Annotated in this window: 12 protein-coding genes; 7 read left to right on the forward strand and 5 right to left on the reverse strand. The window is 52.3% G+C overall.

Annotation, left to right across the window (positions count from 1 at the left end; all coding sequences use genetic code 11):
- Positions 1-10: 10 nt before the first annotated feature.
- The 3 genes from A3841_RS04320 (at position 11) to coaD (ending at position 2,306) form a co-directional block, all read left to right on the forward strand.
- A complete protein-coding gene (locus tag A3841_RS04320) occupies positions 11-496 on the forward strand; it encodes an NUDIX domain-containing protein (RefSeq protein ID WP_073851066.1) in 486 nt (161 codons plus the stop codon).
- 90 nt (positions 497-586) lie between these two features.
- Positions 587-1,474, forward strand: a complete 888-nt coding sequence (locus tag A3841_RS04325) for a DUF3822 family protein (protein WP_073851067.1) — start codon at positions 587-589, stop codon at positions 1,472-1,474.
- 355 nt (positions 1,475-1,829) lie between these two features.
- The gene (gene coaD / locus A3841_RS04330) at positions 1,830-2,306 is read left to right on the forward strand and encodes a pantetheine-phosphate adenylyltransferase (RefSeq protein ID WP_073851068.1); all 477 of its coding nucleotides are present in this window, start codon (positions 1,830-1,832) and stop codon (positions 2,304-2,306) included.
- Here the strand turns inward: coaD and A3841_RS04335 are convergent.
- Positions 2,263-2,943, reverse strand: a complete 681-nt coding sequence (locus tag A3841_RS04335) for an NUDIX hydrolase (RefSeq protein ID WP_073851069.1) — start codon at positions 2,941-2,943, stop codon at positions 2,263-2,265. The two genes, coaD and A3841_RS04335, sit on opposite strands and share 44 nt — an antisense overlap.
- Before the next feature lie 109 nt (positions 2,944-3,052).
- On the opposite strand from A3841_RS04335, the gene pyrE reads away from it, so the two are divergent.
- Entirely contained in the window at positions 3,053-3,691 is a 639-nt protein-coding gene (gene pyrE, locus A3841_RS04340; RefSeq protein ID WP_073851070.1) for an orotate phosphoribosyltransferase, read from the forward strand.
- A 62-nt stretch (positions 3,692-3,753) separates the two neighbouring features.
- Here pyrE and A3841_RS04345 read toward each other — a convergent pair whose 3' ends face one another.
- Together A3841_RS04345 and A3841_RS04350 are read right to left on the reverse strand one after the other, a co-directional pair.
- On the reverse strand, positions 3,754-5,685 hold the full coding sequence (locus tag A3841_RS04345; RefSeq protein WP_073851071.1) for an OmpA family protein: 1,932 nt from the start codon (positions 5,683-5,685) through the stop codon (positions 3,754-3,756).
- Positions 5,686-5,691: 6 nt separating this feature from the next.
- Complete coding sequence (locus A3841_RS04350) at positions 5,692-6,273, reverse strand: 7-carboxy-7-deazaguanine synthase QueE (RefSeq protein WP_139307881.1); 582 nt, start codon at positions 6,271-6,273, stop codon at positions 5,692-5,694.
- Between the two features lie 186 nt (positions 6,274-6,459).
- On the opposite strand from A3841_RS04350, the gene A3841_RS20190 reads away from it, so the two are divergent.
- The gene (locus A3841_RS20190) at positions 6,460-6,618 is read left to right on the forward strand and encodes a hypothetical protein (RefSeq protein ID WP_170866141.1); all 159 of its coding nucleotides are present in this window, start codon (positions 6,460-6,462) and stop codon (positions 6,616-6,618) included.
- On the opposite strand, the gene A3841_RS04355 is transcribed toward A3841_RS20190, so the two are convergent.
- Together A3841_RS04355 and lepA are read right to left on the reverse strand one after the other, a co-directional pair.
- Positions 6,615-7,496, reverse strand: a complete 882-nt coding sequence (locus A3841_RS04355; protein ID WP_073851073.1) for a bifunctional 5,10-methylenetetrahydrofolate dehydrogenase/5,10-methenyltetrahydrofolate cyclohydrolase — start codon at positions 7,494-7,496, stop codon at positions 6,615-6,617. The two genes, A3841_RS20190 and A3841_RS04355, sit on opposite strands and share 4 nt — an antisense overlap.
- A 185-nt stretch (positions 7,497-7,681) precedes the next feature.
- Positions 7,682-9,466, reverse strand: a complete 1,785-nt coding sequence (gene lepA, locus A3841_RS04360) for a translation elongation factor 4 (protein WP_073851074.1) — start codon at positions 9,464-9,466, stop codon at positions 7,682-7,684.
- Between the two features lie 220 nt (positions 9,467-9,686).
- On the opposite strand from lepA, the gene A3841_RS04365 reads away from it, so the two are divergent.
- Complete coding sequence (locus A3841_RS04365; protein ID WP_073851219.1) at positions 9,687-10,274, forward strand: DUF1003 domain-containing protein; 588 nt, start codon at positions 9,687-9,689, stop codon at positions 10,272-10,274.
- 121 nt (positions 10,275-10,395) lie between these two features.
- A complete protein-coding gene (locus A3841_RS04370) occupies positions 10,396-13,782 on the forward strand; it encodes a methylmalonyl-CoA mutase family protein (protein ID WP_073851075.1) in 3,387 nt (1,128 codons plus the stop codon).
- The last annotated feature ends 31 nt before the right edge of the window (positions 13,783-13,813 follow it).

Consider the following 13,813-nt stretch of genomic DNA (forward strand, 5'->3'; position numbering starts at 1 on the left):
TAAACCAACCATGCCTGACCTAAACCCTGCCGCCACAGCCTACGCCGACAAACTGCGCGTGCGCGTGTGCGGCATCTGTATCCAAGATGATAAACTCCTGTTAATTCGCCACGGCAAGACCATCGGCAACAGCGCCTTCTGGGCCCCGCCCGGCGGTGGTCTGCAGTACGGCGAAAGTATGCAGGAGTGCCTGAAACGGGAATTTGAGGAGGAAACCGGCCTGCAGGTAAAGGTAAAGCGATTCCTGTTCGTGAACGAGTTTCTGCAGGAGCCGCTGCATGCGGTGGAGTTCTTCTTCGAGGTGAACATCCTGGGAGGAAGTATGGAAACCGGCTCAGATCCGGAGGCTGACGCCGACAACCAATTAATCGAGCATCTGCAGTGGCTGACGGTAAAGGAGATACAGGAAATACCACTGGCGGACAAACATCGTTCGCTGCAGCTGTTGCTCTCCCTGGACGACCTGCTGGGCCTGCCGCATAATTTTATACCTTAGCCCCGGTGCCGCTGCCATTTGCTATAATTTTTTTATACTTGCACTAGGGCGGCTTTACCCGCTACAGCTTACACCGGACGACAGGACACTTTGAACACCATCAACACACATTACAGGCTTTCTCACCGCATTCAGGATGAGGCTTTCTCGTTGGAGCAGGCGGCGCAGTGCAATTTATACATTGCCCTCAGCCAAAAGGCCATACGCCTGGCGGTGGCCAACGCAGAACGCAACAAGTTTGTAGTGCTGGAGGATTATGAGCTGATCACCGTGTTTTCGCCCCTGCAGGTGGCCGAGCAACTGCGCCTGATCGCACAGGAAAACGAGCTGCTGCAGGAGCAGAACTGGAAACTGGTGCGCGTCTCGGTAAGCAACCAGCACTTTACCCTGGTGCCCGAAACGCTCTACGACCCCGCTTATCAGCAGGAATACCTGAAACTGCACTCCGACTTTAACCCTGCGCAGGACAAGGTGCTGAGCTACCGCCACAGCGTGCTGGAAGCCATCAACATCTTTGCCATGGACGGCGCCTTGCACCAGGCCCTGGTAGATCTTTACCCGGAGCGACCAGCGCAGGTGGTGCACCTCACCAGTTCCCTTATCCGCAGCATGCTGCACCAGACGCCGCGCACAAACCCGCGCAGCATGTATGCCTTCGTGGAGCGCAACTACGTCACGCTGCTGGTTATCGGGCCGGGCGGGCTGGAGTTCTGCAACATCTTCCATTATGTAAGTCCTGAGGATTTTATCTACTACATCATCTTCATCATGCAGGAGCAGAAGATGAACCCGGAGCAGGAAACCATTACCGTCTGGGGCGACATCACCCACGACTCCTCCCTGTTCAACATCCTGCAAAAGTATATCCGCCAGATAAAACTTGGAAAGAAGCCAGCGGATGCGGACTACAGCTACAAATTCCACGACATGTTCGAGCATCGCTACTTTGAGCTTTACAGCCTGAACTTATGTGAGTGAGTTTAATTTTGAATGAGCGTTTGAGTGAATTATTTTATCGTCTATTCGGCAAGGGAAAAGTTTATACTTTAATACCAATAGGAAACAGCAACTTATCAGAACTGAAGTAAGCAAAGGACATTATAAAGGGAATAACAAGGTTAACACCCAATATTATACGTTAGGGTTCCAGGCAATAAGAAGTATAATTTACAGAAAAGCCTTTAAGACATTTATGAGGTGGAACTACTGGAAAATCAGGAATATTATCTAAAAGCTTCTGTGGCAAGTATAACCAAAGGAACAGGGTCGCTTTATCCGTTTTAACGAAGGCTAAGAAAAAACTAAAAAACATCCACTCATTCACTAATTGCCTATGAAGCGCATCGCTCTTTTTCCCGGATCTTTTGACCCTTTCACAAACGGCCATTACGATGTGGTGATGCGGGGGGCGAAACTATTTGATGAGGTGGTGGTGGCCATTGGGAACAACAGCAGCAAGCAGCGCTACATTCCGGTGGATCGGATGTTCGAGGTGATGACGCGCCTGTTCGAGGGCCAGCCGAACATCAGGGTTACGACCTTTAAAGGGCTTACGGCTGAGTTTGCCAGGGAGATCGGGGCACAGTTCCTGCTGCGTGGCCTGCGCAACACCACGGATTTTGAATACGAGAACACCATCGCCCAGGCTAACCGCCACGTAAACCACGACCTGGAGAGCGTTTTCCTGATCACCGCGCCGCACCTTGCCGCCATCAGTTCCTCCATCATCCGTGAGATTCACCGGTTTGGCGGCAACGTGGACGAGTTTATACCTTTCCGGTTTTCAGAGATTGCAGATAGTGTCGGATAATGAAGGCGATGGAGGTATAAGCCTTGGGCAACACCTCCTCCACTTCCTCCGGCGTCATCCAGCGCACCTCTTCAATAAACTCCTCGGCCTGCGGCTTCATCAGGTTATCGTCGGAGCAGTCCATCAGGAACCAGCTGGTCTTCTTCAGTATCTTCTTGCCCTTGAAGGCATACGAGTGCCAGGTTTTGGGCAGTTTCTCCACCACCTCCACCTTAATGTTGCACTCCTCCTCTACCTCGCGCATAGCGCCTTCGCGCACACTCTCCTTCTTCTCCAGCTTTCCTTTAGGCAGATCCCACACACCGAGGCGGTAGATCAACAGGATTTTGCCGTCCTTTAGCACCAATCCTCCGGCGGCCTTCACGATCTTAAACTGATCCTTCAGGTGCTCACTCAGCTTTTTCTTTTTATCGGCCACCAGCGTCAGCGAGTTCAGCTTTTTTAGCTTCTTCACTTCCATCAGGCGCACCAGACGGTCTATCAGCTGTGGATCGGCCTCTTTTATCAGCACATCCCCCACCAGATCTTTAGAGGTAAAGTGGTCCGAGGCTTTCAGAATGAGGTCATACTCATGCTTATACACCTTGTCGGTGGCTTTTTTTAGGATAAGCGGGATGTCGTTAATAAAAACGTTCATGCAGTTTGGTTGCTCCAGTGGAAGCGCAATTTACACAAAACAAAAAATAAAACGGCGCAAACAAAATTTGCAGCCTTAAAAAGGAAGATTATTTCTGTAAATTCGGGTCATGGATTCTACGACAACAGCACATCAGGTGGCCTCGTTCCTGCTCGAGACAGAGGCCGTGAAGTTAAGACCGGAGCAGCCATTTAAGTGGAGCAGCGGCTGGAACTCCCCCATCTATTGCGATAACCGTGTCACGCTCTCTTTTCCCTACATACGTAGTTACATCAAGCAGCAGCTGGCGGAGCTGGTAAAACAGCAATACCCGAATGCTGAGGCCATTGCAGGCGTAGCTACGGCAGGGATAGCACAGGGAGCCTTGGTTGCCGAGCAGCTGGAGATGCCTTTTCTGTATGTGCGCCCCGAGCCAAAAAAACACGGCATGGGCAACCAGATCGAGGGACGCCTGCTGGAGGGACAGAAAGTGGTGCTGATCGAGGATTTGATCTCGACGGGCGGCAGCTCGCTGAAAGCCGCTGAGGCCGTGAGAGCCGCCGGCGCCGAGGTTGTAGGTATGGCCGCCATCTTTACCTATGGCTTTGCCGTGTCGGAGGAGAACTTCCGGAAAGCCGGAATTCCGCTGCACTGCCTGAGCAATTACAACGCCTTGGTAGAGGCCGCCGCTGAGCAGGGTTACATTCAGAAATCTGCCATGGATACGCTGGCCGAATGGCGCCAATCGCCGCAGACCTGGGGCGTGTAATTAATGAAGAAATAATAATGACTAAAGAGTAATAAAATTATTAATTAGTCATTATTATTTTATTAAAGGATTCTCATTTCGATGCGCCGGTTCAACTGGCGGTTCTCCTCGGAGGTATTCGGTTTAACGGGCTTCGTTTCGCCATAGCCTTTGTAGCGGATGCGCTCTTTACTGATGCCCTTGCCGGCCAGGTAGTCCACCACTGATTTGGCGCGCCGCTCGGATAGCACCTGATTGGCTTTGTCCGACCCCACATCATCGGTGTGGCCTGAAATCTCGATCTTCACCTGCGGGTTCTGCTGCACAAAGCCAATCAGCTTGTCGAGCTCCGTCTTTGATTTTTTCTCCAGGTTATACTTGCCGGTATCGAAGAAGAGGTTGTTGAGCACCATCGCGGCCCCTGACTTGATCGGATCAAGGTATACATCCAGCGCCACCGGCGAGAGCGCCTTGGAGGAAGTATAGTCGAAGCTGCGGCTGTTCATGAGGTACTTCGGGGCGGACACATACAGCGCGTACTGTTTCCCCTGCGTGAGCACGACCGTATACTCTCCCGATACTTTATCGGAGCTTACCTGCTGCACCAGCGAGTCGGCCACCACATCGTAGAGCTGCACCTGCGCCGCCAATGGCTTCTTGGTGTCGGCATCAAACACGCGGCCCTGGGCATAGGTGCTCGTCACACGGCTGCGCCACTCGGCAGGCACATCAAAGCTATAGAGCTGTATGCCCGGCAAACCGGCATCCGTGCTTACCTGGCGGGAATAATAGCCTACTTCGCTATCAGGCGTGATGAAGAGAGACCCTTCGTCGGCGAAGGTGTTGAGCGGGTAGCCCAGGTTCTGAGGGGCAGACCACTTGCCGTTCTTATTCAGATCGGCCTTAAAGACATCCAAACCGCCCATCCCGATATGGCCGTCACTCACAAAGTATAAAGTGCTGCCGCTCATGTGTATGGAGGGCGCCATGTCGCGGCCGGTGGAGTTAATCACTTTGCCCAGGTTCGTGGGCTTTAGCCAGGAGCCGTCGTCGTTGCGGTACGTTACCCAGATATCTTCCTTGCCAACGCCGCCCCCGCGCGTGGAGGTAAAGTATAACGTGCGTCCGTCAGCAGATAGACTCGGCTGCGAATCCCAGGCTTTGGAATTGACGGTATTGCCCATGTTCTGCGGCTTGCTCCACTCGCTGCCCGTCCTAAAGGAAATGTACAGATCGCAGTCGCCCTGCGTGTCGGGTCGGTTACAGGAGGTGAAGACCAGCGTCCTGCCATCACCGGAAATCGTAGCGGCGCCCTCGTTGGCCGGTGAGTTGATGTTCTCGGAGATAGATACCGGGGCAAGCCACTGGCCGTCTTTATACTGGCTCACGTAGATGTTCTCGTCGTGGTCCGGGCGGCCGCTCTCGCGGGCCGTGTAGATGAAATAACGCTGGTCGGCGGTGGTATACGGGAAGTACTGCAGCCCGAACTTGTTGAGTGTTCCAGGAAGTTGCTCCGGGTTAAACGCCACCGGTTTTTGCATGGCCTCCTGCGCAAATGCAGCGGTTTTTAGCTGTTGCCTGGCCCATTCTACCTGCCTGGCGTTGTTGGCGCCCGTCTTCAGGAAGGTCTCGTACCACTCACTGGCCAACTTGTAATCGCCCTTATCAAAGTATAGCTCGGCCAGCTCGAAGTAATTATTGGCTTGCCCTTTGGAGAACGGCAGCAGCTTCAGGCCTTTATTCATGTACTCGAAAGCCACGGCCTTGTTGCCCATCATTTTGTGCAGGCTGGCGGCGCGCAGGTACGCATCGGCAAAGTTGGGGTCTTTCTGAATAGCCTCGTCCAGCGACTGCAGGGCACGGTTAAAGTCGCGCGCGCGGGCGTAGCTGTCGGCTTTTTCGTATAAACGCTCTGCTTTGGCCGAAGTGGTACTGAGCTTATGGTTTTGTGCCATGGAGGCTGAGGCAGAACCCAGTACCAAAAAGGCGGCGATCAGCAGCTGTTTATACTTCATAAGGGCTTAGGGAATGTCCATGTACTTATGTGTCTGCAACGACACACGCCACTTCGGGCTGTTTTTAACATACTCAACGATAAGCGGCGTCATTTCACTGGCCTTGCTCCACTCCGGCTGCAGGTATAATTTGCAGTGCTCCCCCACTTTTGCCGCGTGCTCCTCAGCCCACTTAAAGTCACTCTTGTTAAAGATAATCACTTTTAGCTCATGCGCAAAAGGGTATACCGACGGATCAGGCTGCTTAAACTTTTTAGGCGATAAACAGATCCAGTCCCAGTTACCGCTCACTGGGTAAGCGCCGGAGGTTTCGATATAAGTTTTGATGCCGCGCGCCTGCAGTTGCTCCGTGAGCGGCTGCAGGTTGTAGAGCAGCGGTTCACCGCCGGTAATTACCACAGCTTTGCCCGGGTAGGCAGCGGCCGTCTCCACAATATCCTCAATGGCGGTGAGCGGGTGTGCTTCGGCGTCCCAGCTTTCCTTTACGTCGCACCAGTGGCAGCCCACGTCGCAGCCGCCCAGGCGGATAAAGTATGCCGCCGTGCCGGTGTTGCCGCCCTCTCCCTGTATGGTATAAAAAGCCTCCATCAACGGTAATTGGCTGCCGTCGTTCGGCACCTGGTGTATGGAGGCCGTCCTGATTACTTTTAATTCTTCCAATGCTTTCTCTCTTCAGGCTATACTTTATACTTTAAGCACAGCCGTTTATACTTGCGTTGCTGCCTGGCAGGAATATAAAGTATACTTCTGCCAGAACCCGCAATTTAGTTAAAATTGCAACAAGGACAGCAGGGTAACTGTTCCGGGCACCACCTCATGCATCTGTTTATACTTTCGGTAAAGCATCAGATGCGGCACGAAAAGTATAAAACCTCACAGCATCCTGAACAGGACAACATGAGGTTTTATACTTCGGGCAGCGGTTATACTTAGCCGTATACTTCTTTTTTGGCAGCCCGCAGGGTGTTCGTCATCAGCATGGCAATAGTGAGCGGACCCACACCACCCGGTACCGGGGTAATGTAGCTGCACTTCTCTGCCACGCCTTCAAAGTCCACATCGCCACGCAGCCTGAAACCTGACTTGCGGCTGGCATCCGGCACGCGCGTCGTGCCTACGTCTATCACCACGGCGCCCTCTTTCACCATGTCCGCGGTGATCAGGCCCGGCTGGCCCACGGCTACAATGATGATATCGGCCTGGCGGGTATGGTAAGCCAGGTCGGCAGTATGGCGGTGGCAAAGCGTAACGGTGCAGTTGCCCGGGTAAGTCGATTTAGACATCAGGATGCTCATGGGCGTTCCTACGATGTTGCTGCGGCCAATCACGACACAGTGCTTGCCTTTGGTCTCGATCTCGTAACGCATGAGCAGTTGCAGTATACCGGCGGGTGTGGCGGGCAGATACGCCGGCAAACCAGCCACCATGCGGCCCACGTTTGTCGGGTGGAAGCCGTCCACATCCTTTTTCGGGTCTATCGCCTCGATCACCTTTTCTGTGTCGATGTGCCGGGGCAGGGGCAGCTGCACGATAAAACCATCTACTTCGTCATCCTCATTCAGCTCCTTTATCTTGTTCAGTAGCTCTTCTTCGGTAACAGTGTCTTCGTAGCGGATAAGCGAGGAACCAAAGCCGATGCGCTCACAGGTAGCCACTTTATTGGTAACATAAGTAATGGAGCCGCCATCGTTTCCGACAAGCACGGCAGCCAGGTGCGGCACCTTGCCACCGTTGGCTCTAATCGCAGCTACCTCAGCAGCTATCTCGTTCTGAATGGCTTCGGATGTTTTTTTACCGTCGAGCAGGGTCATTCTTTTAGTTATGAGTTATTAATTACTTGGATTGTGTGACAAAGGACTAGTTAACAAAGGACAAAGGCATACTCATTCTGAAGAAGCCATTTGTCCATCGTCCCATATGCTCTGAGCAGAGCTTTTCAAAGGGTTAAAAGTCACAAGCCCCGGCGCGCGGGGGCACGTCGGGGCTTGATTATACTTTAGTCAAGCTTGAGCACGGCTAGGAAGGCTTCTTGTGGGATTTCCACGTTGCCTACCTGGCGCATGCGTTTCTTACCTTTCTTCTGTTTCTCCAGGAGCTTGCGTTTACGGGAAATGTCACCGCCATAGCACTTGGCCAGCACGTTCTTGCGCATGGCCTTCACGGTTTCGCGCGAAATAATCTTCTGCCCGATAGCCGCCTGTATGGCAATTTCGAACATCTGGCGCGGCAGCAGCTCGCGGAGCTTCTCGCAGAGGCGCTTACCCCAGTCGTAAGCCTTGTCGCGGTGCACGATGGCGCTCAGAGCGTCCACTTTCTCACCGTTGAGCATGATGTCCAGCTTCACCATGTTGGAGGGGCGGAAACCGATCAGTTCGTAGTCCAGCGAGGCGTAGCCCCTGGAAATGGTCTTGAGCTTGTCAAAGAAGTCGAACACGATCTCGGCCAGCGGCATCTCGAAGGTCATCTCCACACGGTCGCTGGTCAGGTAGGTTTGGTTTTTGAGGATACCGCGCTTATCCATACACAGCGTGATGATCGGGCCCACGTAATCGGACTTGGAAATGATCTGCGCCTTAATGAACGGCTCTTCGATGTGGTCGATATAGGTCGGGTCCGGCATTTCCGAAGGAGCATTTACCTTCACCATTTTTTCCTTGGTGGTATAGGCGTGGAACTGCACCGACGGCACGGTGGTGATTACCGTCATGTCGAACTCACGCTCCAGGCGCTCCTGCACGATCTCCATGTGCAGCATTCCCAGGAAGCCGCAACGGAAACCGAAGCCAAGGGCGGCGGATGTCTCCGGCTCCCACACCAGCGAGGCATCGTTGAGCTGCAGCTTCTCCATGGAGTTGCGCAGCTCCTCGTACTCACTGGTCTCTACCGGGTAAATACCGGCAAAAACCATCGGCTTCACATCCTCAAACCCCTGAATGCCCAGGGCCGGACGCTCTACATGCGTTATGGTATCGCCCACTTTTACCTCCTTGGCATTCTTGATACCGGAAATAAGGTAGCCCACGTTGCCGGCAGCCATTTCCTGGCGCGGCTCCTGGTTTAGTTTCAGCACGCCAATCTCGTCTGCCTCGTAGGTCTTGCCGGTGTTGATGAACTTCACCTTTTCCCCTTTCTTCAGGGTGCCGTTAAAAATACGGAAGTATACTTCGATACCGCGGTAGGAGTTAAAAACGGAGTCGAAGATCAACGCCTGCAGCGGCGCAGCCGGATCACCCTTCGGGGCCGGAATTCGGTCGCAGATGGCGTTCAGGATCTCCTCCACACCGATGCCGGCTTTACCGGAGGCATGTATGATGTCTTCGCGGTCGCAGCCGATCAGCTCGATGATCTGGTCGGAAACCTCCTCCGGCATGGCGTGCGGCAGGTCGATCTTGTTGAGCACCGGGATGATCTCCAGGTCATTGCCGATCGCCAAGTATAAGTTAGAGATGGTCTGCGCCTCAATCCCCTGTGAGGAATCCACGATCAGCAGCGCACCCTCGCAGGCGGCAATGGAGCGGGAAACCTCGTAGGAAAAATCGACGTGGCCTGGTGTGTCGATCAGGTTCAGCACATAATCTTCCCCCTTGTAATGGTAGTTCATCTGGATGGCGTGGCTCTTGATGGTGATGCCGCGCTCCCGCTCCAGGTCCATGTTATCGAGCAGCTGGTGTTGCATCTCGCGCTCCGCCACGGTGGAGGTAAACTCCAGCAGGCGGTCGGCCAACGTACTTTTACCGTGGTCGATGTGGGCAATGATGCAGAAATTGCGAATGTTCTTCATAAATGTCTATACGAAAAACAAAGTTAAGAAGAATGTGCGTTTGTTGCTGCTTCTGCGGCTAAGATTTAAATCAGGATGTATAGCATGCTGTGAGGTATGGCAGGCTGAAACATCTTCCTGCAAGTATATTCCGAAGAGCGGCCCGCCCTTATACTTGTTTTCGGCACCATACTTCCCTCCTGCTATTTTCACGTATACAGGGCAGACTATCAAGAAGTATATGCAGACAAAAGAGCCAATAGATACCGCTCCTGACAAATCGGGAGGGATGACGCAGGTGGTAGAGCGGAATATAAAGGCCTTGCTGGAGCGCAAGCAACAGGAAGACAGAAATAGATCAGCCGAAAACAGAATAGCTGACGCCATTACCGGTTTTGTGGGCAGCATGACCTTTGTGTACATTCACATAGTTTTCTTCGGATTATGGATTGCCTGGAACACTGGCTTGCTGGGACTAGAACCTTTTGACCCATCCCTTGTGATATTGGCCATGGAAGCCTCTGTGGAAGCGATTTTCCTCTCCACGTTTGTATTAATCAGCCAGAACCGCATGTCGGCTCAGGCCGATAAGCGCGCCGAACTGGATTTGCAGGTGAGCCTGCTGACCGAGCATGAAGTTACCCAACTCATTAAGATGGTGAAGGCCATTGCCCAGAAAATGGATATCCAGGAATCTCATGACCCAGAGATCAACGAACTCACTAAAAACGTGGCGCCCGAGAAAGTGATGGATACGATGGAAAAGCAGCAGGAAGAAATGGGAATTTCCAAGCAGAATACGAATAACAACAATAAACAAGCTCGCTGATACACTTTGTCCAGCTAATCTGCCCTGCTCCATTGCCCCTTCTGCAAGGGATATCCAGAAAATCAATGCCGGAATTTTGCTATATTCGCATCTAATCTGGAAAAAAACTTGTTAAATTAGTATGCAACTTACTAAAGTAGAACCATATAAGCCTGTCAACCATATCCGTATCGTGACAGCAGCTTCTTTGTTCGACGGCCACGACGCTGCCATCAACATCATGCGGCGTATCATTCAGGCCTCAGGCGCAGAAGTGATACATTTGGGCCACAACCGCTCGGTGCAGGAAATCGTGGATTGCGCCATTCAGGAAGATGCCCAGGCCATTGCGATCACGTCTTACCAGGGCGGCCACATCGAGTATTTCAAGTACATGTACGACCTGCTGAAAGAGCGCGGCTGCGGCCATATCCGTCTGTTCGGTGGCGGTGGCGGTGTTATCCTTCCTTCTGAGATTGAAGAGCTACACGAATATGGTATAGAGAGAATTTACTCTCCGGATGACGGACGCGCGCTCGGTCTGCAGGGTATGATCAACGACATGCTGCAGAAATGCGACTTCCCTACCGGTCAGAACCTGAACGGTGAAATAAAGCACTTAAAAGATAAAGATCCGAAGTCTATCGCCCGTTTGATCTCCGCTGCCGAGAACTTTCCTGAGGAAGCAAGATTTATACTTGACGAAGTAAAAGAGCAGGCGAAAGAAGTTAAAACCCCAGTGCTGGGGATTACCGGAACAGGTGGTGCCGGTAAATCCTCGCTTGTAGATGAACTGGTTCGCCGTTTCCTGCTGGACTTCCCGGAGAAAAAAATCGCGATCATTTCTGTAGATCCCTCCAAGCGTAAAACCGGTGGCGCCCTGCTAGGTGATAGAATACGCATGAACTCGATTTCAAACGACCGAGTATACATGCGTTCACTGGCTACTCGCCAGAGCAACCTGGCCCTGAGCAAGTATGTGCAGGATGCCGTGGATATTGTCAAAGCTGCTGACTTTGATTTAATTATACTTGAAACTTCCGGTATCGGTCAGTCTGACACCGAGATCATTGAGCACTCGGACATGAGTCTGTATGTGATGACGCCGGAGTATGGTGCCGCCACACAGCTCGAGAAGATCGACATGCTGGACTTTGCCGACGTGATTGCCCTGAATAAATTCGACAAGCGCGGCGCGCTGGATGCGATACGTGATGTAAAGAAGCAGTACAAGCGCAATCACCTGCTGTGGGATGTGAACGATGAGGAGATTCCGGTATTCGGAACGATAGCTTCGCAGTTCAACGACCCGGGCATGAACCGCCTGTACCGCGCCGTGATGGCTAAGATCCAGGAGAAAACCGGAGTAGAATTCAACTCCAACCTGCACACCTCGCAGGAGATGTCGGAGAAAGTATACATCATCCCTCCTGCCCGCACGCGTTACCTTTCTGAGATATCGGAGACCATCCGCAACTATGATAAGTGGAGCAAGGACCAGGCAGAAGTAGCGCAGAAACTCTACGGCATCAAAAAGTCCATTGAAGCGGTTCAAAGTATAGACATTGCCGATAAAGACCGTCTGGTAAAGCAACTGGAGCAGGCGTACGCCGAAGTATCGCTTAGCCTTGACGGCCAGAACAAGAAGATACTAGAGAACTGGAAAGACAAAGTACAGACTTACAAGAATGAGTTCTACGTGTTTAAAGTGCGTGACAAGGAACTCAAGATCAAGACGCATACCGAGTCGCTCTCGCACCTGCAGATACCAAAAGTAGCTACACCAAAGTATGAAGCCTGGGGAGATTTGCTCAAGTGGAACCTGCAGGAGAACGTGCCGGGTGAATTCCCTTACACAGCGGGTGTGTTCCCCTTCAAGCGTGAAGGCGAAGATCCTACCCGTATGTTTGCCGGGGAAGGTGGACCGGAGCGCACCAACCGTCGCTTCCACTATGTAAGCCTGGGCATGCCAGCTAAGCGCCTTTCCACGGCTTTCGACTCGGTAACGCTTTACGGTGAAGATCCGGATTTCAGGCCGGATATCTATGGTAAGATCGGTAACTCCGGTGTAAGCATTTGCTGCCTGGATGATGCCAAGAAACTATACTCCGGCTTTAACCTGGCCGACCCGATGACTTCGGTTTCCATGACCATTAACGGTCCGGCAGCCATACTTACCGGCTTCTTTATGAATGCTGCTATCGACCAGCAATGCGAACTATACATTAAAGAGCATGGCCTGGAAGGTGAGATTAACCGGAAGATCGAAGCCATCTATAAAGAGAAAGGTGTGGAGCGTCCGAAGTATCAGGGCGACCTGCCGAAAGGTAACGATGGCTTAGGTTTGATGCTGTTAGGTGTAACTGGTGACCAGGTATTGCCGGCTGAAGTATATGAACCGATCAAGACGCGCACTTTAGCGGCAGTTCGTGGTACGGTTCAGGCCGATATATTAAAAGAAGACCAGGCGCAGAATACCTGCATCTTCTCAACAGAATTCTCGCTTCGTTTGATGGGGGACGTGCAGCAGTACTTCATCGATAAGAACGTACGCAACTTCTACTCGGTGTCTATTTCCGGTTATCACATTGCCGAGGCCGGTGCTAACCCGATTTCGCAGCTGGCTTTCACGCTGGCAAACGGCTTTACCTTTGTGGAATATTACGTGAGCCGTGGCATGGACATTAACAAGTTTGCGCCGAACCTGAGCTTCTTCTTCTCCAACGGTATCGATCCGGAGTATGCGGTGATCGGTCGTGTGGCACGCAGAATCTGGGCGAAAGCGATGAAGCACAAGTATAACGCCGATGCCCGTTCGCAGATGTTGAAATACCACATACAAACGTCAGGACGTTCGCTGCACGCGCAGGAGATCGACTTCAACGACATCCGTACGACATTGCAGGCGCTGTACGCGATCTACGATAACTGTAACTCGCTGCACACGAACGCTTACGACGAGGCTATTACGACGCCAACCGAAGCATCTGTACGTCGTGCAATGGCGATCCAGCTGATCATCAACCGTGAGTTAGGTCTGGCGAAAAATGAGAACCCGCTGCAAGGCTCGTTTATCATTGAAGAACTGACCGACCTGGTTGAGGAAGCTGTACTGCTGGAGTTTGACAGAATAACAGAGCGTGGCGGCGTATTGGGCGCGATGGAAACGATGTACCAGCGCGGCAAGATTCAGGAGGAAAGCTTGTACTACGAGACGCTGAAGCATACCGGTGAGTACCCGATCATTGGCGTGAATACGTTCCTGTCATCTACCGGATCCCCTACGGTACTTCCCAAAGAAGTTATCCGTGCGACCGAGGAAGAAAAGCAGTACCAGATCTCGATGCTGCAGGCCCTGCAAGAAGGGAATGAAGATAAGTCAGGCGAAATGCTGAAGCGCATCCAGCAGGTGGCCATAAATAATGGCAATATCTTCGAAGAGATGATGGAAACGGTGAAGTTCTGCTCGCTGGGCCAGATCACTAATGCGTTGTTCGATGTAGGCGGACAGTACCGCCGAAATATGTAAGCCATACTTCCGACGTATAAAGTATAAAGCC

The organism is Pontibacter flavimaris (assembly GCF_001907195.1).
In the GTDB taxonomy this organism is placed as follows: domain Bacteria; phylum Bacteroidota; class Bacteroidia; order Cytophagales; family Hymenobacteraceae; genus Pontibacter; species Pontibacter flavimaris.